Raw genomic sequence first — 25,487 nt, 5'->3', positions numbered from 1 at the left:
GACCTTCGGGTTATGAGCCCGACGAGCTACCAACTGCTCCACCCCGCGTCGAGGTATGCCCATATATAGAAAATTTTTATGTCTATGTCAAGGGGCCTTAAACGAATTTTTTCAGGATATGCTTGCTTGCAACGAAATAGTCAATACCGCTGATGATGGTAATCGCGGTAATTACGCCCATCACCGCCTGTGGGAATACGTTCCAGAACGTCTGGTAGCTAGGAATGATTGCTGCCATGGGGTCGAGCGCTCCGATGAGTATAGCGACAATCCCGATTCCCTGTAAGGCAGTTTTCCACTTGCCACTGCGGCGGGCGGGCATAATGAGGCCTTCGCTTGCGGCGAGGGTGCGGAGGGTTTCGACGCTTGATTCGCGGAAGTAGATTAGGGCGACCATCCATACCGGGGCATACCCCGTGGCGATAAAGCACATGAAAATCGTCATGTTCGAAATCTTGTCGCTGAACGGATCGAGGTACTTGCCGAGCGTGCTCACTTCACCCATCGCGCGGGCGAGTTTCCCGTCGAGGAAGTCGGTAAGCATGAAACCGAGCACCATAATGAGGGCTAGGCTCTTGAATACGATGCTGTTGTTGCTGTAGTCCAGGTCGTTGTCGTAGAAGAAAACCCACAGGAAAAAGGGCGTGAGTACGATACGGCTCATGGTGAGCTGGCTTGCAATCGACAAGGGCTTGCGGTGAGCGGGGTCGCGGTAGTACCAGTAGGCGTATGCAACAGTCGAGGCTAAAATCAAAAGAATCGAGGACACCATGCAAATCTGCTGGTAGTCTTCAAGGTGCAACAGGTAAACGCCCATGGTGATGGTGATGACGATATTGGAGAGCTTGCTCCAGCGGCGCTTGCGGGGGAGGGACTTTCCTTCGCGGAGAACTCCCAGGCTGAATAGGGTGTGGGCCACGAGTCGGGCCAGCAAGAATACGCAACCAACGGCAAGTAATTTTTCGGGCTGTTCGTTCTGCATTAAATCGCGAACGAAAATGCTTGTCATTACGGCGAACGAGAGAAATCCGTCGATGACGTTCAGCCAAAGCCTGTAGTAGGGCTTCTCGATTTCCTGAGAACGCAACTGGTAAAGATTAACCCAACCCATAATGAGCGCGACCGCTACCAGGGCGCATGCGGTCTTTGCCATACCCATCCATGTAAAAACGATAACCGCGATAAAAACAATGGCGCGCATAACGCTCCAAATGCGTGTACGCAGTCTTATGTCGGATGTTTGTTCTTCTGTCATTTAAACCTCTGTCAAACGTCTAGAAGTTGCCTTGCGTGTTCGCGTATGGTTTCCGATTCGCCACCGAGCATGCGTGAAATTTCATTGATACGCCCGTTGTAGTCTAGTTCGACCACGTGCGTATAGGTGCGCCCCTCGATTTCTTCCTTGCTTACGGCGAGCTGGTTTACGGCGCGACTTGCCACCTGGTGCAGATGCGTAATCGTGAGTACCTGGTGGTGCTTGCCCAAGTCCTTGAGGGCGTTTCCGATGCTGTTGCCGACTTCTCCGCTGATTCCCGAATCCACTTCGTCGAATATCAGGAGCGGAACGTGGTCGAGTTCTGCCATCACAGTCTTGATAGAAAGGAGTACGCGGGAAAGTTCGCCGCCCGAAACCGCCTTTTGCAGGCTCTTGAAACCTTCGCCAGGGTTTGGGGCGAGCGTGAATTCGATTTTGTCTGCGCCGTTCGGCGATAGGGACTGCATCACGATCGATGTCGTGAAAATTGCCTTAGGCATACCGAGCGTGTGCAGAATTTCGCTGACGGACTTGTCGTAGCGGGCCGCAGCTTCTTGGCGAGAAGCCGTCAGCTTGAGGGCGGTCGCCTGCAAGGCTTCGTGCGCCTTCTTGGATTGCCTCGAAAGTTCCTCGAGGTCGGCGTCCAGATTTTCGAGGCTCGAAAGTTCTTCGCGGCGCTGTTCGGTCAGGGCGATAAGGCCCGCAACGTCGGTGCGGTACTTGCGCTTGAGTTTCTGAATTGCCGCGATGCGTGCGTTGGCGCGGTCGATATCGGCTGCACTCATGGCCGCAGAGGGGCGAAGTCTCAACAGGTCCTTGCAGACGCTTTCGTAAGGGTCGGTCACTTCTTCGAGCGACTTCAGATAATCTTCGTAGTCGGGGAGCTTTGTTGCAAGGGTGCGTAGCTTTGACGAGAGAATTTGCACCTGGTCCAGGAGGCCGTTCTCGCCGCCGAGCATTCCCTGAATCTCGTTCAGGTAGCGGGTTTCCGCTTCCTGCTTGCTTGCGCTGTTCACCTTTTCTTCGAGCGCTTCTTCTTCGCCTTCCTTGAGGGATGCTTTCGAAAGTTCGTCGAACTGGAACTTCAGAAAGTCCTTTTGAGCGGCGAGGTTTTTCGCGCGTTCCTCGGTTTCCTTGATCTGATCCTGAATCTTGTTCCATTCGGTCCATGCGGCCGTGTAGGTTGCAAGCAGTTCGCTGTTGCCGGCAAAGTCGTCGAGCATTTGCGTATGCGTTCTGATGTCGCGCAGCAGGAGCTGTTCGCTTTGGCCGTGCATCTGGATAAGCTCTTCGCCCAGGCGCTGCAAGTCGGGGAGGGCAACGACGGCTCCGTTTACGCGGGCGCGGCTCTTGCCGTTTTCCTGGATTTCGCGGCGAATAATCAATTCGTCATCGCTGTCGAGCTCCAGTTCTTCGAGCACACGCTTCACCTGAGGTTCGTTCGAAATGTCGAATGAGGCTTCGACCACGGCCTTTTCTTCGCCAGTGCGTACCATCGAGGCTTGGGCCTTGTCGCCGCAAACAATGCGGAGTGCCTTTAGAAGTACGGATTTTCCTGCGCCGGTCTCGCCGGTAATCGCCGTAAAACCATCGCGGAAAGGAACTTCCGCATGCGCAATCAAAGTAAATCCACTAATCGACAGGTGCTTTAACATACGACAATAAGTTAGCAAATTAGCTTGACACGAAGTGTCATTTCTCGAATTCTACGACGCTTCTGTAAATGGGGCGGCCTTCCTTGCGGTATTTTTTCTCGAAACCGGTCATGATTCCTTCGGTGGGTTCCGCCGTGTTGCGTTCCAGAATCTTGCAACCCTTAAAGTTGTCGAAAACTTCGAGGGCGACTTCGTTGTATTCCTTGTGGTCGGTTCCCCAGTAGAAAATGCGCTTGCCCGGTTTCAGGACGCGTGCGACTTCCACCAGAAAATCTGGACGGAGTAGCCTGTTCTTGTGGTGGCGTTCTTTCGGCCACGGGTCCGGGAAATACATGTGGAAAGCGTCAACCGTATTGTCCTTCACGCAGTCGCGCAAGAAGTAGAAAACGTCACCGCGGAGCATGGTGGCATTCGCGAGTGCGCCAGCCTTGTCCATCTTGCGTTGGGCGAACTTTGCCCAGGTGTAGTCCCATTCGCTACCCATGATTACGGTGTCCGGGTGCTTGGGGGCGTATTCGGAGAGGAAACCTCCCTTGCCGCTTCCGATTTCGACTTCCACGTGAGCGTCGGCCTTGCCTGCAATTTGCGGGAACATGTCTTTCCACTCAAAATCCAGCTTGTGGGGGAGTCCGTCGGGTGTTGCAATCGGCTTTCGGTCGCCGTGCGTGCGGAACACGTAATGCCATAAACCCTTCGATTCCGGATCTTCCTTCAGGTCGCGGAAAAATTCGGGAATGACAACTTCTTTTTCAACTTCTTCAGTGTTTTCGATATCGCTCATATTCTTTTTCTTAAAAAACTCGTTCACCTGTGGATCCCGTCATTTCGCTTCGCTACATTCCAGGATGACTTAAATAGATGCGTCATCCTCGACCAACGGGAGGGGATCCAGATTGGCCTCTTTTAAATAAACGCCACAATTCTATCCAAAAATTTCTCCGGGATTTCCTTCGCAATCATTTCGCGAATATACTTCTCAGAATACTTCATCGAAAAATGAGCAAGGATAATCTTTTCACATTTCACCTGGTCGCCCATCCTGTTCAACGCATCTGCAATCTGGCTAATATGCGTGTGCCCTTTCTTGTGGCTCATGGCGTAGTCTTCGGGGGCAAGGAACGTGCATTCCGTAATCAGCACCTTCGACTGGAATACGCGCTGATTTTCAAGGAGGCTTTCGCCCATGCAGTCGCCCATGAAACTCACTAGCGGGTCGTACACTTCGCGCGTGATTTCGATGCCGTCCTTTCGGAGCTGGATGATTTCGTCGGCGCTCTTGCCGAGGAATTCTTCCTTGAGTTTCTTCTTGTAGTAATACAGCGTGCCACCCATCGCAGGGATCGAATGCTTCACTTCAAAAGCCTCAAATGCGAGGTCCTTGCGGTATTCTAGGAAACGGATGTCTCCTGCCGTGACGGGAACAATTTCAGGATAGCGGAACTTTGTATCGGGAACTCCTTCGAACATAGCTTCGGCGCGAATCCAGTCGCGGGCCCCGTCACAAATGCATTCGGGAAGATAGTAGATGCTTTCGCGTTCGACGCCCATCATTTTGCGCAGGCTGTGATGACGCATCAGGCAACGGGCATGGTCCCCGTGAGCGTGTGTCAAGAAAACGTGGTTCAATGATGTTGCCGACAAAGGACATTCACCCATGTCGATGCAGAAATCCAGTTCGGGAAATTGGATATAGGTCGCAAGACCCGAAATCGAAAAACCGACAACGGACGTACACGAAGTATCTACGTGAACCTGCTTGAGGGCGTTATGAATGTATCTACTTTCTGCCATAGCGAATTCGGCGCTAAATGTAGAAAAAAACGCACCATCAGGTGCGTTTTTAGGTGACAGGTAACAGGTCTTAGGTTGTAGGTTTTATAATCGCGGCTTCGCCGCTGTTTTACAGACGCGCGAGGCGCGTACTTTGTAAGCCTCGCCCCTGATTCCTGAAACCTGATTCCTTACTTCGTCTTTGCGTTTTCAGCGACGAGTCTGTCGAAATCAGCGCAGCTCAAAGCTTCGATATGGTTACCCATGGCGACGCTACGTGTACGGGCATTACCCTTGCGTTCAGGAATGCGGAAGCAGAAGTCGTAGACGTTGCCCTTGTCGGTCGGAATCCCCATCTTGAAGATGCGGATGCGTTCGGCACCCTTGTTGTAGATTTCGTGATAGTCGTAAGTGTTCTTGATTTTTTCGAGGCGCTTTTGCTGGGAGAACTCAAGCTCTGTCGTGATAGGGCCATCCAGGTAGAGCGGAAGGGAATTCTGGAAACGGAGCTCCAGCTGGTCGTTCGTTTTTACAATAGAAGTTTCTTGCGGCTTGATCAGATAACGCTGCTGCGGAATGTTTTTATAGGCGCGGCTGTGGACCGTGCGGACACCGCACATTTCACGCATATCAGGCTGTTCAACGAAATCGATCTCGCGACAAATGGGAGGCATGTTGGTAGGAACTTCCAGGTTTTCGCCCGAATTTGAACCGGCACAGGCGGAAAGGAGGGAGGCAAAAGCGATACCAGAGAAGAACAAAATTGAAGATTTCATACACTAAATATAATTTTATTATTTCGTTTGGCATATTTTTTCTTTAGAATAAGCGAAAAAAGTGGTTAATTTCTCTTATCAAAAGTACGGTGAACCACCCCCAGCAGATTATCCTTGTAAACTTATGTTTTCGTGATGGTCGAATCGGGCCGTTTTTAGCGGAAAACGTTTTTATAAAATCATCTTTACGCATTTGTGCAGTAAAAAAATGTATTTTTGGCGCGGAATAAAAATTGGGTGAATTATGAATATTTACAGCTGGAACGTGAACGGTCTTCGCTCCGCCCTCAAAAAGGGCTTTACGGACTGGTTTGCAACAACGAAGCCGGATATCCTGTGCTTGCAGGAAGTTCGTGCGGAGGTGGACCAGATTCCCGAAGAGGTGGCAAAACCCGAAGGCTACTTTGCCTACTGGAATCCTTGCCGTCGCAAGAAAGGCTACAGCGGGGTAGGTATCTACACCCAGATTGAACCGGACCGCGTGAACTACGGCTTTGACATCGAAGAATTTGATGAAGAAGGCCGCGTTCTCCAGCTTGTTTTCCCGGACTGGGTACTGAACTCCATTTATTTCCCCAATGGTGGACAGGGCGATGACCGCCTCGACTACAAGCTCCGTTTTTACGATGCGTTCCTCGAAAACAGTAAGCGCTGGGTTGCCGATGGCAAGCACGTGGTGACCTTGGGGGACTACAATACGTGCCATAAGGAAATCGATATTGCGCGTCCGAAAGACAACGAAGATGTCAGCGGTTTTTTACCTATCGAACGTGCGTGGATGGATAAGTATGTCGAAAACGGTTTCGTGGATTCTTTCCGCAAACTGCACCCTGACGAACGTGACCGCTATTCGTGGTGGTCGAATCGATTTGGCGCCCGCAAGCGCAACGTGGGTTGGCGTATCGACTATGCCTTTGTAGACGAAGGTCTTGTGCCGAATATCGTGAATGCAGAAATTCACCAGGATGTCATGGGTTCTGACCATTGCCCGATCAGTATCGAACTTGAACCTCCGTTTGCGCCGCTTCCCATTAGTCATGAAGTTTAGGCTTTGGAGCGTCTGACTATAAAAAAGGGCACCTTCAGGTGCCCTTGCTTGTATCCTTAGCGGGCCTAGGGCCCAGCTTAAATTTATTTCGTGATGACGTTTTCCCAGGCTTCGTCGAAAATCTTTGACGCATCTCCCAGGTCGCGGAGGAATACCATGCGGTCGATTTCTTCCTTGGTCGGGTTGATGACGCGGTTGTTCTTGAATTCCTCGCCAATCACTTCGAGGGCCGCCTTGTTCGGAGAGGCGTAGTTGATAAACTTTGCCAGCTGGGCGCCGATTTTTGCATCGAGAATGTAATTCATGAATGCGTAGGCGCCCTTGACATTTTGAGATTTACTGCTGAGCGTCATGGCGTCAACCCACATAAAGCTTCCTTCAACGGGGATAGCGTACTGTAGCGTAGGGTCTTCCGAAATTGCATCCATGGCTTCACCGTTGAATACAATGGCTGCCCAGTCCACTCCAGAAACGACTTTGTCCTTGCCGATGTCGGATTCGTCAAATCCAATAAAATGCGGATCCTGTTTTGCTTTCAGCAGAATGTCGACGGCCTGGTTGATTTCGCTTTGCTTGGTACTGTTTGCGCTAAATCCCTTTGCCTGCAACGCCATCGAAAGCATGGAACGGGCTTCTTTTAACAAACTAAATTCGCCTTTAGTTTGTTTAGCATCGAGCAACATCTGGTAGCTTACGTTGTTTGCATCGATGGTCGTGTCGCGGTAAAGAATGCCCGTGGTTCCCCACAGGTAGGGGAGCGTGTAGGTATTGGTCGGGTCGTAGCTAGGATTCTTGAAGGGGTCTGCAACGTTTATGCGGTTCGGAATCTTATTCGTGTCTATGGGGGCAATCAAGCCAAGCTGCACCATCTGCTGGATGACGACGTCCGATGCAATAATGACATCGTATGATTCGGTTCCTGTCGCCTGAAGTTTTCCGATCATTTCTTCCTGTGCGCCGTAGAGCTCCAACTGCAACTGGTAGCCGGTTTTCATCTGGAAGTCTGTAATCATCTCAGGATCGATGTATTCGCTGTAGATCATTACAGAGACTGTTTTAGGTTGCTGCTGAGATTTCTCCCGGCAGCCGGAAAGAAAACAACACATCACCAAAAAGGCGAGCATGGCAATTAATAAATGCAAGGCTCTGTTTGACATTATGCCGACTCCTTTCGATAACTTTTAACTTCCTTCTTCCTATAAAACTCTGTGTCCTTCAGCTCCGCCTTTCGGCATGGTTTGGCAGGCTCAGGGACCTTAATCAGGCCTGATCCCTGACACCTGAAACCTGTCTACTGCCCCCTGACTAGCTATGCAGGTACTCCACGATGGCGTCATGGATCGTGGTGAACACTTCGCGCAGTTCCTCTTCGTCTTCTTCCAGAAGCGTCACACGGAATCCCTTCAAATCCGTGCAGAAACTGGTGCTAGGCACAACGCAAATCCCCTTTGCGCCCAGCAGGTAGTAAACGAAGCGGTAGTCCAGGTTGTTGGTCTTGCTGCACCATTCTTCCACTTTCTTCTTGATAATCGGGTTGTCGATCTTCAAGGTCTGGTGGCTGTTCAGCGTTCCTTCGCGGAAGATGATGGTGTTGTAGAATGCACCGTAGGTCGGGTTGAAATACAGTTCCGGAATGTCGGAAAGGATTTCGTTGATGATGGCGCTACGGCGCCCAATCTTTTCGTTCAGGGCGGTGCGGTGTTCCATAAAGCGAGGATCACCCAATACGCGCGGAATCGTCATCTGCGGGAGCGTGGTCGAGCAGACTTCCACCATCTTGGCGTTGTCGATGGCACGGCAGAAAGCGTCGAACTGTTCGTCCTTGTCGCGGTTGTAGTATTCGGCCCAGCCGCAACGAGCGCCCGGCCACGGGTATTCCTTAGAAATACCCTTGAGAGCGATACCCGGAACGTCTCCGATGTATTCGGCGAGTGCGTAAGCGTGTGCTCCATTGTACGTAATCTTGTTGTAGATTTCATCGCAAATAATGAACAGACCGTAGCGCTTTGCGATGTCCACAATCTTCTGGAGAATGTCGAGCGGGTAAACCATACCCGTCGGATTGTCCGGGTTCAAAATCAGGATGCCCGCAATGCTCGGGTTGTACTTCACCTTGTTTTCAAGTTCTTCCAGGTCCGGGTACCAGTGGTTTTCCGGCTGCAGGCGGTAGGTAATCGGAGCCGTGTGGGCGTGGGCTGCTTCGGCAGAGCTATGAGTAGAATAAGCCGGTGCCGGTCCGATAATGCGGGTGTTCATCGACAAAAGGCTGTAAATGGTGGCGATAGCGTCACCGAGGCCGTTAAAGAACACAATGTCGTCGACGTTAATCTGCGTACCGCCAAGTTTGTTGTTTTCTTTCACCAAGAATTCGCGTGTTTCGAGCATGCCCTTGGAGGGGCAGTAACCGTAGCTGCGGTTGGTGCGGGCGAGGTCAACTACAATATCCTTGATCCAGTCGGGTACCTGACACTTCTTTTCAATCGGGTCACCGATGTTTTCCCAGTGGATCGGGAGACCGAGTGCTTTGAGCTGGTTTGCCTTCTTCACGATTTCACGGATTTCGTAAGAAAGTTCCTTGGCACCTTCGCTCAATAGTCTTCTGCGCATTTTAAGCTCCTGTATATGGATCGAAAATTCTTATTATGTTACAACATAATAATAGAATATAATTTTGTAAGAATTTCCGTTTTCCTGTATGGTTAATGGTTAAATAAGGGGTATTTTTTTATTTTTGCCGACATGACTCACGGCACTATTTACGACCCCATTCGCCAAAAGGAAGTTCCCGATACGCCCGAAGAACGGGTGCGTCAGGCGACTGTCAAATTTCTGATCGATGAAGTCAAGGTGCCCAAGAACCTGATCGCGGTGGAGTTTGCGCTTTCGACGGTGGAGTCTTCGACCGATGACCGCGTGGACATTCTAGTGCAGAGCTTTAAGGACAATGCGGATTTAAGGCACCCGTGGCTCTTGGTGGAATGCAAGGCTCCCGGCGAATACACGTGGGAAGCCCTGCAGGTGCAGCTGAACAAGTATTTAAAGGTGCTCTCGCCTAAGTACGTGATGCTGTCTCTAGGCGATGCGGTGCGCTACTTTGCGCTGGATGCTACCACGAAACGGTTCCAGAAAATCGATAGACTGCCGGAATTTACTTCACAACAGAAATGACGTTGCCGTCCTTAAACCTTGTCGTCAGCGTGTCGCCCGCCTTGAGCTGACTCTTGTTACGTACAAACTTCCCGTTGGCATCGAGCGTAAGGGTGTAGCCCTTTGATAGCGTTGTTTCGGGGTCGGCGTTTTTCACTCGGAGTTCCATCAGGTTGAACTTCGATTTTTCGAGGTCGAGAATTTTTCGAGTTCCCTGGTGTAGACCTTCGCTATTGCGGTCGATGCGGTCCTGTTCGCCCCTAAAAATAAACTGCAGGTCCTTTTGCATGTTCCCCTTGTACAGCGTAAGCTTCATTGCTTCTCGTTGCAATAGCGCGTTCACCTTTTGCTGTAGGGCGTTCCCCGTATAGGTCAACTCTTGCTTGAACGAGGTGACTAAATCTTTTGTCTGTAATGCGATTCCCTGCGCAAGCGAAAGCATCTGGTTCCAACTGTCTGCAACGCGGTCAATCAAGCGCTTTGCGGTGTCGGTCGGCGTAATGCAGGACTGGTAGGCGACTTCGTCCAACAGGCTTCGGTCAATCTCGTGCCCGATTCCGGTGAAAACGGGGAGAGGGTAGTTGGCTACGGCGCGGCAGAGTGCTTCACTATCGAAAAAGTTCAAGTCGGTCTTGCTTCCGCCACCGCGGATAATGCATACCACGTCCAACTCCGAATCCTTGGCGAGTTCCTCGAGGGCCGCAAGGACGGTCGGTTCGGTGTCTGTGCCCTGCATCTTGGCGTAGGCGGTTTTCACCTTGAAGTTAAATGGCGATTCTGCAAGCTTGGTGGTAAAATCCTTGTAGGCGGCGGTCCCTTCGCCGGTAATGAGGCCTACGCGGATAGGCACGTCGGCAAGAGTCAATGATTTGTTCTTTTCAAGCAGGCCTTCTAGGGCGAGCCTCTTTAGAATGGCGCTCTTGGTTAGCGCGAGTTCACCGAGCGTGTAAACGGGGTCGATATCCAGAATTTGAGCCTGCAGCTTACCGTAGGGAATGTACAGGTCCGCCTTGATCAAGAAACTCACCTTGAGCTGTTCCTTGAGCGTGAATGGCTGCGGATAATTCTCGACCTTGGCGCGGATGGCGGCGAATTTTGCCGAATAGCAATACAGGGGAACCGTGGCGAGCGGGTTCACGTTCCCTTCTTCAAAGTCCGCGATACTCAGATAAACAACGCGTGCCTTCTCGTTAATCTGGGTAATCACGCCACGAACCCATACGGCGGGGGTCGATTCCACCTTCTGCTTCAGGGCTTTCATGTATTGCGTGACGGTATAGGACTTGTTTTCGCTTTCCATGTCGGTAATTATACTATTTTTGAAATATGTCTAAAGTAGTTTCTGCCATGGAAGTCCGCCAGAATTTTGGCTCGATGTTGAACCAGGTTTCGCTCAAGGACGAAGAAATCGTCATTGAACGAGCCGGTAAGCCTTTGGCGCGTCTTGTTAGCGTGAACGCTCCGACGGCGGGACTTTTGGATTTCCGCGATATCGGTAAACTTCCGAACCAAATTTGGGAAGAGTAATCTTCTAGTTTACCTTGGCGATGATCGAAATCTTGAGCGTGTCGCGCTTGGTGGGGTCTGCCTTGCTCTGGGCGATGAGTTCAGCGATTTCACCGACGCCTGCTTCTTGGGCAATCAAGTAATCCGAAGAAATTTCCTTTTCCTCGTCGCAGTTGGTGGCATTGTAAATATTGCTGCTATTGTTGATGTAGTTAAGCGACTGACAGGGAATGAACCAGGAAACATCTTCGCCGATAATGTCCCAGTTCGAATTTTTTGAAACCTCGATATGGAACTGGATGTCGTTTACGCGGATAGAATCTCCGGCCGGAAGAGAAATCTCGCTATAAGTTTCGTCTTTTTCCGGGTCGTAGAATTCGAATGTCGAAAGAATGCCCGGCTGCTGAACCATCGTATAGAGTTGCAGCACGTAGCGCAGACTGTCAAAGACGTCGGCCTTGGGGGCTGAATTCAAACGGCGGTAATGCAGGTAGTAGGGGCCTTCGGGCATTTTCCCCGAGACGCTGAAGGAGCCCCCGTAAACGAAACTTATTGTGCCCTGAACCTTTTGGTTCTTGTCCAGAATTTCGCAGGTGACATTTTCGAAATCGTCGTCAAAGTAGTTTTCGATGTGGTGGAAGACGAGGATAGAATCACCTTTCTTGTAGTCGCCGAGCCAGACAAACTGTTCTTGCAGAAGGTTGTACTTGTAAATTCCCAGGTCGTCCTTGGGGCGCGTACGGACAAAGTATTCGCCCGGGTAAGGAATCGAGTCGGGGTAAGAGAAGTACTCGCCCTGCTCCAGGGCTCTCGACTTGGTCTTCGCTTCAAAAAAGGCGAAGGGACCCGTCTGGAAATTCGAGAAATTTTCGGGAGTAATGTCTAGCTGCCAGTTTATTTCGTCTGTAGGAATGAGCATCGTGTCGACCTTGGACTTGTATTTTCCCAAGGTGTCCGTGCCGTCGGTGAACTGGTAAGAAATAATGTTTTGCCCCTTGACGGTAAGGTTGATGCTGTAGCCTTCCTTAGCGGAAAATGCGACCGAAATGTTTTCCGGGCTTGTGGCAATGTCGATAATGCCGCGCAGGGTGTCGTTCATTCCAATGGAAATGTCTTTTTCGGATCCTGTGTAGTTGTAGTAGGCGGTATCTACAACAATCTTGAAACGGAGACTCGATTCGTCATCGAAAATGCCGCTCGTTTCTAGGTAATAGTGGTTGTCTTCGAAGACGACAAACTCGTTCGAATCTCTGAAGATGGCATCGTCGATGCATCCGAATGAGGGACTAAAATAGTTGCCGTAGGCGGAGTCCACTGTTGGCGATCCGTTTCCTTCACAATTGGCTACATCTTTTGAAAGCGGCTCCTTGGGAACAGCCGTGAGTGCCTGCAGGTAGTTTCCGTATTCACTTTTGATTTGAATGCGGTCTTCTTCAATATTCGATGCGGTTGCATACACTTTGATGCGGCTTCCTTTGGTAAATTCACCGATGTATATCGGTAAACTGCTTGCCGTACTGTCAAGGTAGATTTCGCTCGCGTCCATCTTGGAACTGTCGCCCTTGAACAACTCGATATAAACCTGCATCGTGTCGCCAAGGCGTACGGTGTCCTTGTAGTCGATATCGGCGCGGTTGCTGAGGGAACTGCTGGACTTGAACGACGCTACAGACGAACTGGATTCATCTGTTGCCGAAGAACTGGAATCGTCACCGCAGGCTGTCCATAGAAGCGTTGCGAAAAGGAAAGATCCTAGCTGAATGTACTTATTGATACGCATCGTTTAGTTCCTAGTTCAAGATGTAGAATTTCTGTTCGGCGGTAAACGCCTCTCCAATGACTCGCAGCGTGTACTTGCCTGTGGGGAAGGCGATTGCCTTGAACTTGAAGTGCGTCTTCTTTTCGCCTTCGAGGTCGCGGGCGGCAACCGTTAGCATGCGCTTTCCGAATTCGTTTACGATTTCGATTTGGATAAATTGCGGGTAGCCCACGGTCAGGTCGAAGTCACATTCCAGATTGTAGATGTCGATGTTTACCTTGGAAAGCGTGTAGCCACCGTCCATGGCTTCGCCACCGACAGAACGCGTGTTGTCGAAATAGCCGACGTAGAGCGAAGGCGCGAATTCCTTGCCTGCGGCCGCAGAGGGGAGAATGGTTTCGCCGGGTTCGACTGCGGTGAGAATAAGCGTGTAAAGGTTGGAGGCGTGCTTTCTCTTGAAAAATTCAGTGAGGGTGGGGGTACGGACGAATGCTCCCAGGGGCGCTTTCGGGTTCAGGGTGATGAGTCCGAGGAAATCCGCATACTTGGTGTCGACGCCGCCACCCGAGTTCTTGCGGATGTTGAACTGTCCGCCCGCCTGGGGAATGTTTGCCGGAGCGTTTTCCCAGGTGAGTTCGTAATCGGCCCAGTCGACGCCCAGTTTCTGGTCGCCGAAGTTCATTTCCTTAGAGGTTTCTTTCAGTCCAAAGATGTTGAACTGGATGGGCTTCTTGATGGCTTCCTTGTCGAATTCCAGCTTGAGGGCTGCGTCAAAGAGAGGACCCGGAAGAGCCGACAAGTCAAAACGTAGGTAGATTTTTCCGGCCGAGCCGTTCTGCACGTTTGCGACATGGAATTCGTGGTCGGAATTATGCGGACTGTAGTTGTCGAATTCCGAAATCCAGGTGGCCGCGCCCTTGCCGCTAGGAATGCCGTCGCCGGTATGGTCTAGCGTGGTGTACTGTCTGTCGAAAACGTAGACCTTTCCCGTGTCGGAACCCGTCTGGTAACCGTCATCGCCCGTGAAAATGATATTGTAGCGTCCGCTAGCCGTAAAGGACACGTCAGTCTCGTAGGCGGAGCTATCCGAGAAAATGGCTTTGCCGGGGCCGAGTCCCTTTTTCCAGTGGACCGGATCTTCGCAGAGCCCGTCGCCACGTCCGTCGTCTTCGATGCTTCCCTTGATGCGAAGCATGTTGGGCTGCACCAGGAGCATTTCTTTGGGAATGCTTGCCTTGGGCTTTTCGTTTGCACCTTGCTTGGGGGCGTATCCTACGTAGAGGGGGAGTAGGGAGCCTCCGTTCGGGGTCTTTAAAAGGTCTGTGCCCAGCAGGGTCTTGGTGGAAGACGCCTGCCTCGATTCTTCGACGATCTTATGGAACTCGTTTCCGCGGGTGAGCGTTTCGCGAAGCCCCATCACCGAGAGTCCAGAATTGTCGTTGATAAACATGGCGCGGTCTTTCGCCTTGTCACTTGCTACGATTTCGACACCGATGAGTTCGGCGTTCGCCTTGTTGAAGTTCTGAATGACCGTGTTTCCCTTTTTGGCGGTAAGGCCCAAAATCCAGATGTCGCCACCGTTGTTGGTAATCTTCGGGCCCTTGGTGTCGCCCATCATGGTGACCTGTCGTCCCCACAGTTTCTGGTAATTCAGCTGGATCGTGCCAATCGTCACGTCTTCCATGTAGATGTCTCCGCCGCCCAGGTCGTCGGTTTCAAGCGAACGGACCATCATGTTCTTGAGAAGCAGGTTGCGCTTGGCCTTTAGGATAATACCGCTGCCAAATTCCGAAAATCTTTCGATGGTGAGTTCCCCAAAGGCTCCATTTTCGATAATGAACTTGCCCTTGCCATCGATGCGGCCTTCGATGCCGAGAATGCGACGGACTCGGTTGCGAATGTAAATGTCCCTGTTGATGGTCCAACGGCCTCCTGGCGGAAAATACAGGGTTTCGGCGCCATCGTCAATGGCTTCCTGAATGGCCTTGGAGTCGTCGGAACCTGTGTTCGATTTTCCACCGTAGTCGCCTGCGATGGTAATCCAGCTGTCCGCCTTCTGTTCAGAAAAGTTCGGAGTTTCTGCAACGGCAAGCCTCATGGACTGCTTGGGGCTATGACAAAGCTGGTGGGTTTCCTGGGTTGCAAATTCGATGATTTCTCCCTGGATCATTTCTTCGTTGTAGCCCTTTTTCTTGGACTGGATCATGGTCTTGTAGCGCGAGACCTTCATGGACCTTGCGAATAGGTGGCTTTCGTTGATAATCGCCGTCGTGGGCTTCACCTTTTTCTTGTCGTTGTCGAATTCCAACAATCCGTCGACCAGGCTCATCATTGCAAATTCGCCGTGGTTATAGACGGCGGGAACATATCCTTTAACCCTAAGCGAACGGATGGCGAGGTTCATGTCCTCGTTTTCAAGACCGTATTTGCGCTGTCCACCCAGGGTGACGTGTTCAAGGGTTGCGGTTCCGTTCTCGCCTTTGGCGTAGACGCCGATGTCAAATCCGCGTATTTCGACATTCTTGAGGAGCAGGGGGCCGATTCCTTCGGTAAAACCCAGGTCGATGCCGTAGACGCCCGTGGAGTCTCCGGAATACACCTTCACGTTGTTGATGGTTCCCTGGTTCGAAGCATTGAATCGGATACCGATGGCGCCGGGGTTTCCCTTGCCGGTGCGTATAGTCATGTCACGGATGGCGTTCCTGTACTTGGGGCCAGGACCTTCGCCGGTGAATATCATGGCCTTGGGAAAATCCTGGTTGTCGAAACCGTAGGTGCTGTCGGCAAGTTGGATAATGGTTCCGCCAATGCTTTGGCCTTGCAAAATGGTACGCCTGCTAGAAGATTCCTTTTTCTTGGTTTCCGGCCAGACAAGTCCGTCGGTCACCTTGTAAATTCCGTGAGGCAAGTAAATGATGTAGTCGCCATCGGGGTGGTCGTTCAAGGCCCGTTGAATCGCTTCGGTGTCATCGTTTTTGCCGTCCCCCTTGGCAAAGTAGGGGTCCTTGGTTACGTTAATGATTTTTGAGCCCATGGGAAATTCCACCTGGGCAAATACGGAAATAGCGAAAAAAACAACAAAAAAGATAACGGTTTTGCGCATGGTAAACCTCTAGATACAATATAAATAAAAAAAGGGGGACGCGCAACAAAAAAGCTCCGCATTTACGCGGAGCTAAAGGATTCTTCGGCTTTGAATCCAGAGGCCCTTCGGCAAGCTCAAGGACCTTTGGTGTTGTCATCCTGAGCGCAGTGCGTAGCACGGAGTCGAAGGATCTCTAGTCGCTATTAACTAGCGACGTCTTTCTGCCATTTCTTTCTTCAAGATGTCCATGACGGCGCCGAGGTCTGCCGGAGCCTTGAACACGGGGTTCGCAAATTTCGAACAAATGTTCTCGAGCTTCTTTTCGTGGTAGCCGACCTTGAATTCGGTGAACTTGAGACCGTGTGCCGTACTGATGACGACCACGTTTTCTTCCTTGTCGATCTTGCCTGCTGCAACGAGCTTTTCGAGGGCGCCGAGAGCCACACCCGTATGCGGGCAGCAGTAGAGACCGATGCGGTCGCCGCGGTGGGCTGCATTGGCGAGTTCTTCTTCTGTGACGCTTACGACCATGCCGTTCGTCTTCTGGATAGCGCGCACGGCCTTCGGGTAGCTGACCGGGTTACCGATCTGGATGGCAGAGGCGAGAGTCTTCTTGGCCTGCATCGGAACGAGCTTGTCGAAGCCGCGTTCGTAAGCCTGGAAGAACGGGTTGGCGTTTTCGGCCTGAGCCACGATAATGCGCGGGATGCGGTCGATAAGGCCCATGGCCTTGCAGTCTTCGAAACCCTTGGCCAGGGCACTCACGTTACCGAGGTTTCCGCCCGGGATAATCACGGTGTCGGGCACCTTCCAGCCCATTTCCTGGCAGATTTCCGGAGAAATCGTCTTCTGGCCTTCCACGCGGAGGCTGTTCATGGAGTTGGCGAGGTAGATGCGGTTGTCGGCGGTGACCTGCTGCACAATCTTCATGCAACCGTCAAAGTCGGTGTCGAGGGCGAGCACGATGCTGCCGTTAGAAATCGGCTGGATCAGCTGGGCAACGCTAGTCTTCCCGGCGGGCAGGAACACGATGCTAGGAATGCCTGCCTTGGCGCAGTAGGCGCTCAAGGCTGCAGAGGTATCGCCGGTAGAGGCGCAGGCCACGGCGTCAATCGGGTGAATGCCTTTCTTGATGATGTGGTTCACCTGGCTCACGAGAACCGTCATGCCGAGGTCCTTGAAAGAACCCGTGTGGGAGTTACCGCAAAGCTTGACCTTGAGGCTCTTGATGCCCATTTCCTTGGCCAAGGGAGCCGCGTCAAACAGCGGGCTCCAGCCTTCGCGCATCGTCACGATGTCTTCGAGGGGCATGTCGGGGAGCACCATTTCGCGCTTGCTCCAGATGCCGCTCATGTCGGCCGGTTCAAAGCTCATGCGGCGTTCGGCAAAGAGCTTTTTCCATTCGTCGGGGCTCTTGCTGGCGAGTGCTGCGCGGTCGTGTTCGACTTCGAGCAGGCTTCCGTCCACCTTGCTGCGGTAAATGACGTCGGTCAGCGGGTAGGTATCGTCCCCGTTGATGTTCCTAAAATGAGCGTTGAATTGAGACATAATATCCTCTTAAATTTTTACGGGTCAAATATAGCAACTCTTATCCCTCATCACTAACCACCCCTGCTAGAGATCCTTCGATTTCGCCCTTCGGCAGGCTCAGGGACCTTACTTCTCTTATCTGACGCCTGACACCTGATACCTAATCTCCGTCTTCTGTCCGCTAATTTGCTATATTCTTTTCGGAATTACAGATAAAACTCGGAGTACTGAGTGAAGAAAACATTGTTTAACTGTTTAAAGAACCCGCATTCGCAGGTCTTGGCGCTGTTGCTAGTTGCATTTGCCCTGTCTGCCTGCATTTTTGAATCCGATGACGACGGTCTGCAGAATTGGCTTGCCGACCAGGGAATGCCGAGTAGCTACAAAGTGCAGACTCTGACCGTTAGCGACCTTACGGCTGATTCCGTCAAGGTGTTTATGGATACCACTCCGTTGACAGCCAATCTGAGAGCGACCTTTGGGCGTGTTTCTAACCTGTCTCACGATTTGGTGATGGATTATGCGTTTGAAACTCCGGATTCCAGTTTTGTGGCAAAGTTTAAGGCCTCTGATACGGCGGGTGCTGTTTTGAGATTGCACTGGCAGACGGATTTCTACAATTCCAGTCGCTTGTCCAAGAAGATGGCTGCTTTTGAAGAAGAAGTGGATGTTACCGTGAGCTGGAAAATGGATCGGAGTAACCGCCCCGATGATTTCCTGGATAGCATCGCAGACATTGAAGATTCCGTTTGGTACGAAGATCTCTCTCATTGGAAACCGTCGGGCTCCGTAGATACGGTCTACAAGGTGAAAAAGGTCAAGGCCAAGCGCGATACGACTCTTTTCTTGCCGCTTCCCTCGGCTTTGGTAAAAGACCTGAAAAAAATGAAGGGTGCTACGCGTTTGCAACTTCGCATTTCTGCACCCGAAGCTCCCCGCGAGTACCGTTTCTGGGGGAGTGGCACGGACTATCCGCCTATACTCGCCGTATTCGGTGATTCCAATGAAACTTTCATGCCGACTCCGTTCCGAATGGCAAGTATCGTGAAAAATCAGGAAGAATGTCCTGAATGTTTGACTCTGCATAGCGGAGTTATTGATTCTCTGGTGGTTTCGCTTCCTTCCGAACCGATCCTCAAGGCCCTTGCAGATTTCTATGGCGACGAATTCCCGTCTAAAGACGAAAACGACGTTCGTCAGACGGTTATTCAGGCTCAGCTGACAATGCCCCGTGATGATTCTCAAGGCGAAAATCAGATGGGACTGCCTATGCAAGTTATCGTCGGATCTTTTGTCGACAGCACCGACGGAGTTGTCCGCCGCATGGAAAGCTATGCCTTCGACAAGAAAGCGGTTGTGAAAAACGGTCACCAGAACCTGGTGTTCCATAAAGGCGACTCCCTTAACTTGCAACTGCCGAACGGTTTCCGCGACTTCATCAACAAGGCGGCCGATGGTCGTTCGATGAAGTTCATTATGCGCCTTTATCCGTATCCGTTCTTGCAAGAGAAAGATTCGGTCTACGCGATTCACATCGATACCTATCGCGATACATCTTTTAACGAAAAGGGCGATACGGTTTATACCACTCGTAAAGATACCGTAAACAAGTATTTTGACTATGTCGATTATGCTCGCTACGATTTTTCGACGCTGGTTACGCAACCGATGACTCTTAAACTTTGGCTCACTTCCAAGCGGAGGGATGAAGAATGAAAAAGTTTCTGATGCTTTTAGGAATGTGTGCCGGTCTGTCGTTTGCATCAATGATAGGCCTTGAAGCTCTGGGTGAAGAAAATGTCCTCGGAGGTACGGCTTCCGCTGCCGGTCGCGGCTTTGCGGGTGGCGCCAAGGCGGGGGACGCCGAAGGGCTGTCTGTGGTAAACCCGGCGCGTCTTGCCTTTGATACCAAGGTTGTTTTCAACCTGAATTTCCTGGTGGAAATGGATCAGGCTTCAAAGGACGGTGACCAGTTCTCGGTGAACAAGCTTTCCTTGCCGTCGTTAAACCTGTCGTTCCCGATGGGTGTATGGGGTGCCATGGGGCTTTCCCTTTGGCAACATTATTCTTCGACTTTGAAAGAAGAAGATACCGACGTGAAATCTGAGTCCGATTTTGAAATCGAGTATCAGGGAAGCGTGTATGAACTTGTGCCGACGTATGCCGTTCGTTTGCCGTTTTTCCGTTCGCTCTCCCTGGGTGCATCGATGCACTTTGTGATGGGCAATACGTCGCGTTCTCTGAAAATGGGTGGCGATGCCTCGGATTTGGATAAGGACGATGCTTGGGGCGCCGGAAGCTATGTGGTTTCGGACTATGTCGATGGCACCTGGGAAATCAAGAATCATCCGGCCTACTATACGGGTGCACTCCAGTACCGTGGTAAGGAAGTGTCGTATTTCCTTTCCTATACGACTGGTTACACCTTGCTCAATAAGCTGGATTACGACCTGAGGTTTAGCGAACTTGATACGTTGGCGGCAACGGATAAGGATCGTGAAATCGATGTTCCTGCAATGCTTGCGACCGGTATCAACTACCGTTTGGCGAAACGCCATAACCTGATGCTCGATCTGACCTGGCGCGTGTGGGACAAGGATATTCAAAATATCGCGGGCAGCTGGAATGTGCCGGAAGTGACCGAGACCCAAAAGGATTATATGGTATCGCTTGGTTACCAGTGCGATGGTTCGCCCCTGTTCTATGAACCTTACTTGAAACGTATCAACTACCGTGCTGGGGCATGGTATCGCAGCTGGTACGTTAAGGATGTTTTTGAAGTGGGCGGTTCCCTGGGTGGAGGATTCCCTCTCGGACGCAAGGGGACGACTTTGGATATCGCCGTTCAGGGCGGTAAGCGTTTTGCCGATGAAAACCAGTGGGAAGAAATGTTCCTAGCCTTTAGGATTGGGCTTACGGGCATTGCCTCTTGGGGTCAGGAACGCAGGTAGATTTTTTTGAAGGAGGCCTAGTATGGCTATAAAAAAAGAAACAGATGCAAAATCCAAGATCAAGGCTGCGGTAAAGGGTTTGGCCGAAAAGACCGCGGACAAGGTCAAGAAGGCTAAGACTGCAACGGAAACTGCTGCCAAGGAAAAGGTGGCAAAGGTGGCCGAGAAAAAGGCTGCTACAAAGTCTGCAACTCTTAAGACCATGAAGGATGCCGAAGAAAAGGCGGTGAAGGCTGTCGCGAAAGTTAAGAAGGCTGCCGCTACGAAGGTGTCTAAAATCTCGGATGAAGTCAAGAAGGTGACCGGAAAGAAAACCGCCTCGAAGGCAACTGCTGCAAAGGCTAGCGAAAAGGTTCAGGAAAAGGCTGTTGCCGCAAAGCAAGCCAAGGCTTCTGTCGCAACAAAGGCTTCCGAAAAGGAAGTCGCCAAGATGGCTCAGTCCTTTGATGCCGAGTACCTGGTGCTTATGCAGAAGGATCCGAACTGGATGCACGCTTTCTGGGAAGTGTCTGAAAACCGCATTAACGAAGCGAAGAAGGGTAAGGGGAAAATCGTTCTGCGCTTGTTCGATATCGCCGATGACCTTACGGTGCAGCGCAGCAAGAAACGCAAGTTCCGTGACATCGAAGTGCCTGCCAATGCCCGTAGCTGGTATGTCGAAAATACCGCCGGCAAGTCCTGCGTGGCAGTTCTCGGCGCTGTGTCCGGCAAGAATTTCAAGCCGATCGTGGAATCTACTCCGGTGATGACTTTTGACAAGTCTGCCGCTGCTCCTGCCGAAAACGACGCCTTTGCAAAGGCTTCTCTCGGTGGCAATACGCTCGGCAACTTCATGAGCTCTGGTTTCTCTAGCCAGACCGCTGAATCCTGGCTTAAGAGCCTCGGCGGAAACTTCGGAAGCTCTTCGGAATCGATGTTCTCTGGCGCCCTTTCGAGCGCGGCTCTCCAGTCGAACAACATCGAAGTCTCCAAGGATTCCGTGAACTACGGCAAGGATTTCTTCCTGTGGGTGAAGACCCGTCTGATCGTTTACGGTGGAACCCGTCCCGATGCACACCTCCAGGTGCGCGGCGAACCGTTCCCGCTGAATCCGGATGGCACTTTCAGCTTTGAAGAAGACCTGCCCGATTGCACGAAGATTATTCCGGTGTTCGCTACTGACAAGGATGGCGATTTCCCGACGACAATCGTGCCGATCGTGGTGAAGCGTACGGAGTAATAACGACTCATGGGAGCTCCCGGAAAAATCATCTTCCTGATGCATGCACATTTGCCTTTTGTGCGGCATCCGGAATTTAAGCGCTTTTTCGAAGAGAATTGGCTGTTTGAAGCTATTGCCGAGACGTACCTGCCCTTGGTGCAGGCGATGCGGCGCCTTTTGGAAAAGGGCGTTCCTGGGACGCTCAACTTGAGTGTTTCTCCTCCGTTAATCGAGATGCTTTCGGACGAGAACTTGATTGAAAAGTTCTCGGAGCATTTGAAAAAGCAGCTCGAACTGATTGAAAAGGAAGTGGCTCGCAACGCCGGAACGGAGCTGGAGCAACTTTCTAGGTTTTACCTTTCGCGCCAGCAGACGCTGATGGACTTGTGGGAAAACCGCATCCATCGCAACCTGCTCGCGGAATTTTTGGAACTTGAAAAGGCCGGCAAGCTGAATTTGCTCACTTGCGTAGGAACGCACCCGTTCCTGCCGGCTTACCAGAGTGATCCTGCGTCGATTCGGATGCAACTCGACGTGACGGTACGCTGTTTTGAACGCGCCTTTGGACGTAAGCCCATGGGCGTGTGGCTCCCCGAATGTGGATATTTCCCGGGACTCGACAAGTTCCTCGCCGAATTCGGCTTGCACTATTTCTTCTTGGAAACGCACGGCGCTCTCCTCGCGACGCCTACGCCCAAGTACGGCGTGTTTACTCCGCTCAAGACCACGCAGGGACTTTACTGCATGGGCCGCGAACAGAAAAGCTCCATGGAAGTGTGGAGCCGCCGCACAGGTTATCCGGGCCACCCCGAGTACCGCGAATTTTTCACCGACATCGCAAAAGATCGCCCGCGCGATTACCTGGGCGAATACTTCTTCGCGGGCGATACGCCGATCGATTCGGGCTTTAAGTATAACCGCATTACTGGTGGCGAGAAAAAGGAGCTGTACCGCCCCTGGAATGCGATGAAACTCGCCGAAGATCATGCGCATCTGTTCGTGGTGAACCGCGAAGCGACAATTTCGGAATTGCTCGTGAACATGGACGGCAACAAGGCCGCGATGCTTTGCCCCTACGACGCAGAACTTTTTGGACACTGGTGGTTCGAAGGCCCCCTGTTCCTCGAGGCGATGCTGGAACGCGCCGCTTCTTCGTCGGTCATCGAATTTGCCGGTGCTGACCAGGTGATGACATCTTCCGCTGATCCCGATGCCCATGAACCGGCTTTCTCCAGCTGGGGCGAAGGCGGATTCGGTTCCGTTTGGATTAACGGCGAAACCGATAAGTACTATCCGCAATCTTACCGCTTGCGCGCGATGATTGACCACCTGATGTCGATCCGCGAAAAAATGGGAACTAGCTCTCCGCGTGGAAAGCTTTTGACCCGCTACATCAAGCAGATGGAACGCGAACTGATGCTGTTCCAGTCTTCGGACTGGGCGTTCATGATTCACAACCACTCGGCAGACGGCTATGCACGCCGTCGTCTGGACGACCATTACAATAATGGACATGCACTTTTTGCCGAAGCATGCAAGGCGATTTTGCGCAATACCGAAAAGCTCGCCGCTCATTCCATTTTGCCCAAGCTTGAAGAGACCAATAATATCTTCAGCTGGCTGTAATAGCCCCTTTGAGGGTGCTTTCAATTCAAGAATAGATGCAATTGTTCCGTGCTAACTGGCACGGTTCTTGCATATATAAGTGCGGAAACAAGGCAAGATTGTAAATTTGTTTCAAAATGAAACGTGATTTTGCTAATCTGCTTCAAATTTTAACGATAAATGGAGATAAATAATGGCAACAGAGAAGATGGAATTCCAGACTGAAGTTCGCGACATGCTGAACTTGATGATTAACTCCCTTTACAGCAACAAGGAAATCTTCCTCCGCGAACTGGTTTCGAACGCGGCGGACGCCCTGGACAAGCGCCGTTTCCTTTCCCTCTCCAACGCCGACCTTCTGCCGCAGGGCACGCAGCTGCGCATCGATATTTCGGTGAACAAGGAAGGTAAGCGCATCGTTGTGGAAGACAACGGTATCGGCATGAACAAGGAAGACTTGATCAACTGCCTCGGCACCATCGCCCGTAGCGGCACCAAGAACTTTATCAAGAATTTGAAGGAAGGCGACAAGGGCAGCGTCGATCTGATTGGCCAGTTCGGTGTGGGTTTCTACTCCGTGTTCATGGTCGCTAAAAAGGTCGAAGTGTTGACCCTTAAGGCCGGCGAAAAGCAAGGTTACCTGTGGTCCTCCGAAGGCACCGGCGACTTCGAGATTTCCGAAGCCCCGCTGGACAAGGTGGGCACCAAGATTACTTTGTACCTGAAGGATGACGAAGACGCGGGCGACTTTGCCAGCGAATGGAAGATCAAGGATATTGTCCAGAAGTACAGCGGTTTCGTGAGCTACGGCATTTATTTCCACCCTGAAGCAACGAAGAATGACAAGGGTGAAATCGAAGAAAAGCCCGAAGAACGCCTGAACGAAAAGCAGGCTCTTTGGCGCCAGAGCGAAAAGGAAGTCACCGAAGAACAGTACAAGGATTTCTACAACGTCATCAGCCACGAAGCCGACGAACCGGCCGCATGGAGCCACAGCCACGCCGAAGGTTCCCAGGAATTCTGGAGCCTCGTGTACATTCCGTCGAAGGCTCCGTTCAACATTTGGCACAACGACGCTTTGCACGGCCTCAAGCTCTACGTGAAGAAAGTCTTTATCATGGACGACTGCAAGGACTTGCTGCCGCCTTGGCTCCGCTTTGTGCGCGGCGTGGTCGATAGCGAAGACTTGCCGCTGAACGTGTCCCGTGAAATCTTGCAGAACAACAAGATTATCACCAACATCCGTAAGCATGTCATCAAGAAGGTGCTCGACGCCTTGCAGAACATGGCCGACAAGGATGCCGCGAAGTACAACGCCTGGTGGCGCGAACTCGGTATGGTCCTTAAGGAAGGCTTCTACATGAACTGGGAACATCTTGACGAACTCAAGAAGTTGCTCCGTTTCGAAAGCACCAAGACCGAAGGCGATGCTCTCGTGGGCCTCGACGAATACGTGAAGCGCATGCCGGAAGGCCAGAAGGAAATCTACTACCTCATCGGCGACAAGAACGCCGTGAAGTCTAACCCGATGCTCGAAGCCTTCAAGGCCAAGGGCTACGAAGTGTTGCTCATGAGCGACGGCATCGATGAATTCATGATGTCTAGCCTCCAGGAATTCGGCGACAAGAAATTCCACGACATCGCCCGCGGCGACGTGGATTTCGAAAAGACCGAAGACGAAAAGAAGGCTGAAGAAGCTAACAAGGGTATCTTCAAGGGCCTCTGCGAAAACCTGCAGAAGGTCTTGGACGAAGACATCAAGGAAGTCCGCGTGTCTAGCCGCCTGAAGGACAGCCCCTGCTGCCTCGTGACCAGCGAAGACGCCATGAGCGCCCAGATGGAACGCATGATGAAGGCCATGGGCCAGAAGAACTTGCCGAAGAGCAAGCGCATCCTGGAAATCAACCCGACGCACCCGATTTGCGAAATGCTCAAGAAGAAAGCCGAAGCCAAGGAAGATCTGGGCGATTGGCCGAAGGCCCTCTACGGTCAGGCTTTGCTTGCCGAAGGATCTCCGCTCCCGAACCCCGCTGAATACGTCGCAGCGGTCACACGACTGCTCGGCCAAGCCGCAGGCAAGTAAATCTCGTTAGGCCTCGCTCTCGTTGCCACGCCCGGTTAATACCGGGCGCTTGCAACTCACAACAAAACTGCTGACCGCCAGCGTGAAGTAATCCACGCGCTACGCGCCATTAAAGA

Annotated in this window: 19 protein-coding genes; 8 read left to right on the top strand and 11 right to left on the bottom strand. The window is 51.7% G+C overall.

Going from position 1 to position 25,487, the window contains the following annotated elements; genetic code table 11:
* Window positions 1–97: 97 nt before the first annotated feature.
* The 5 genes from Q0W37_RS13450 to Q0W37_RS13430 form a co-directional block, all read right to left on the bottom strand.
* On the bottom strand, window positions 98–1,255 hold the full coding sequence (locus Q0W37_RS13450) for a CDP-alcohol phosphatidyltransferase family protein (RefSeq protein WP_297702068.1): 1,158 nt from the start codon (window positions 1,253–1,255) through the stop codon (window positions 98–100).
* An 11-nt stretch (window positions 1,256–1,266) separates the two neighbouring features.
* Window positions 1,267–2,910, bottom strand: a complete 1,644-nt coding sequence (gene recN / locus Q0W37_RS13445; protein WP_297702067.1) for a DNA repair protein RecN — start codon at window positions 2,908–2,910, stop codon at window positions 1,267–1,269.
* Window positions 2,911–2,947: 37 nt separating this feature from the next.
* The gene (gene trmB, locus Q0W37_RS13440) at window positions 2,948–3,691 is read right to left on the bottom strand and encodes a tRNA (guanosine(46)-N7)-methyltransferase TrmB (protein WP_297702066.1); all 744 of its coding nucleotides are present in this window, start codon (window positions 3,689–3,691) and stop codon (window positions 2,948–2,950) included.
* Between the two features lie 122 nt (window positions 3,692–3,813).
* Entirely contained in the window at window positions 3,814–4,701 is an 888-nt protein-coding gene (locus tag Q0W37_RS13435) for an MBL fold metallo-hydrolase (protein ID WP_297702065.1), read from the bottom strand.
* Window positions 4,702–4,871: 170 nt separating this feature from the next.
* Window positions 4,872–5,456, bottom strand: coding sequence for a hypothetical protein (locus tag Q0W37_RS13430; protein WP_297702064.1), 585 nt, complete (start codon window positions 5,454–5,456; stop codon window positions 4,872–4,874).
* A 244-nt stretch (window positions 5,457–5,700) separates the two neighbouring features.
* On the opposite strand from Q0W37_RS13430, the gene Q0W37_RS13425 reads away from it, so the two are divergent.
* Window positions 5,701–6,504 (top strand): exodeoxyribonuclease III, encoded by an 804-nt coding sequence (locus Q0W37_RS13425; RefSeq protein ID WP_297702063.1) that lies wholly within the window; start codon window positions 5,701–5,703, stop codon window positions 6,502–6,504.
* A gap of 83 nt (window positions 6,505–6,587) precedes the next feature.
* Here the strand turns inward: Q0W37_RS13425 and Q0W37_RS13420 are convergent, their stop codons facing one another.
* Entirely contained in the window at window positions 6,588–7,547 is a 960-nt protein-coding gene (locus Q0W37_RS13420; protein WP_297702062.1) for a spermidine/putrescine ABC transporter substrate-binding protein, read from the bottom strand.
* A gap of 262 nt (window positions 7,548–7,809) precedes the next feature.
* Window positions 7,810–9,111: a pyridoxal phosphate-dependent aminotransferase gene (locus Q0W37_RS13415; RefSeq protein ID WP_297702061.1), complete on the bottom strand. Its 1,302-nt coding sequence runs from the start codon at window positions 9,109–9,111 to the stop codon at window positions 7,810–7,812.
* Window positions 9,112–9,243: 132 nt separating this feature from the next.
* Here Q0W37_RS13415 and Q0W37_RS13410 point away from each other — a divergent pair, with 132 nt between their 5' ends.
* Entirely contained in the window at window positions 9,244–9,672 is a 429-nt protein-coding gene (locus tag Q0W37_RS13410; protein WP_297702060.1) for a type I restriction enzyme HsdR N-terminal domain-containing protein, read from the top strand.
* On the opposite strand, the gene xseA is transcribed toward Q0W37_RS13410, so the two are convergent.
* On the bottom strand, window positions 9,653–10,951 hold the full coding sequence (xseA, locus tag Q0W37_RS13405) for an exodeoxyribonuclease VII large subunit (RefSeq protein WP_297702059.1): 1,299 nt from the start codon (window positions 10,949–10,951) through the stop codon (window positions 9,653–9,655). The two genes, Q0W37_RS13410 and xseA, sit on opposite strands and share 20 nt — an antisense overlap.
* A gap of 26 nt (window positions 10,952–10,977) precedes the next feature.
* Between xseA and Q0W37_RS13400 the strand changes: the two genes are divergently transcribed.
* Window positions 10,978–11,178 carry a type II toxin-antitoxin system Phd/YefM family antitoxin gene (locus tag Q0W37_RS13400; protein WP_297702058.1) on the top strand — a complete coding sequence of 67 codons (201 nt, stop codon included), beginning with the start codon at window positions 10,978–10,980 and terminating at the stop codon, window positions 11,176–11,178.
* Between the two features lie 4 nt (window positions 11,179–11,182).
* Here Q0W37_RS13400 and Q0W37_RS13395 read toward each other — a convergent pair whose 3' ends face one another.
* From Q0W37_RS13395 to thrC, 3 genes are all read right to left on the bottom strand, one after another.
* On the bottom strand, window positions 11,183–12,937 hold the full coding sequence (locus tag Q0W37_RS13395; RefSeq protein ID WP_297702057.1) for a hypothetical protein: 1,755 nt from the start codon (window positions 12,935–12,937) through the stop codon (window positions 11,183–11,185).
* Between the two features lie 10 nt (window positions 12,938–12,947).
* Window positions 12,948–15,950: a glycosyl hydrolase family 28-related protein gene (locus Q0W37_RS13390; protein WP_297702056.1), complete on the bottom strand. Its 3,003-nt coding sequence runs from the start codon at window positions 15,948–15,950 to the stop codon at window positions 12,948–12,950.
* 258 nt (window positions 15,951–16,208) lie between these two features.
* Window positions 16,209–17,549 (bottom strand): threonine synthase, encoded by a 1,341-nt coding sequence (gene thrC, locus Q0W37_RS13385; protein WP_297702055.1) that lies wholly within the window; start codon window positions 17,547–17,549, stop codon window positions 16,209–16,211.
* A 213-nt stretch (window positions 17,550–17,762) separates the two neighbouring features.
* Here thrC and Q0W37_RS13380 point away from each other — a divergent pair, with 213 nt between their 5' ends.
* From Q0W37_RS13380 to htpG, 5 genes are all read left to right on the top strand, one after another.
* Window positions 17,763–19,247: a hypothetical protein gene (locus Q0W37_RS13380; RefSeq protein ID WP_297702054.1), complete on the top strand. Its 1,485-nt coding sequence runs from the start codon at window positions 17,763–17,765 to the stop codon at window positions 19,245–19,247.
* The gene (locus Q0W37_RS13375; protein ID WP_297702053.1) at window positions 19,244–20,482 is read left to right on the top strand and encodes a hypothetical protein; all 1,239 of its coding nucleotides are present in this window, start codon (window positions 19,244–19,246) and stop codon (window positions 20,480–20,482) included. The genes Q0W37_RS13380 and Q0W37_RS13375 overlap by 4 nt, the downstream gene beginning before the upstream one ends.
* Before the next feature lie 22 nt (window positions 20,483–20,504).
* Window positions 20,505–21,701, top strand: coding sequence for a DUF4912 domain-containing protein (locus Q0W37_RS13370; RefSeq protein WP_297702052.1), 1,197 nt, complete (start codon window positions 20,505–20,507; stop codon window positions 21,699–21,701).
* A gap of 9 nt (window positions 21,702–21,710) precedes the next feature.
* Window positions 21,711–23,309, top strand: coding sequence for a 1,4-alpha-glucan branching protein domain-containing protein (locus tag Q0W37_RS13365; RefSeq protein WP_297702051.1), 1,599 nt, complete (start codon window positions 21,711–21,713; stop codon window positions 23,307–23,309).
* Between the two features lie 172 nt (window positions 23,310–23,481).
* Window positions 23,482–25,371: a molecular chaperone HtpG gene (gene htpG, locus Q0W37_RS13360; RefSeq protein ID WP_297702050.1), complete on the top strand. Its 1,890-nt coding sequence runs from the start codon at window positions 23,482–23,484 to the stop codon at window positions 25,369–25,371.
* The last annotated feature ends 116 nt before the right edge of the window (window positions 25,372–25,487 follow it).

The sequence above is a fragment of the uncultured Fibrobacter sp. genome, from assembly GCF_947166265.1.
Lineage (GTDB): Bacteria > Fibrobacterota > Fibrobacteria > Fibrobacterales > Fibrobacteraceae > Fibrobacter.
The sequence above is the reverse complement of the archived record's forward strand: the minus strand, read 5'-3'. Positions and strand labels throughout refer to the sequence as shown.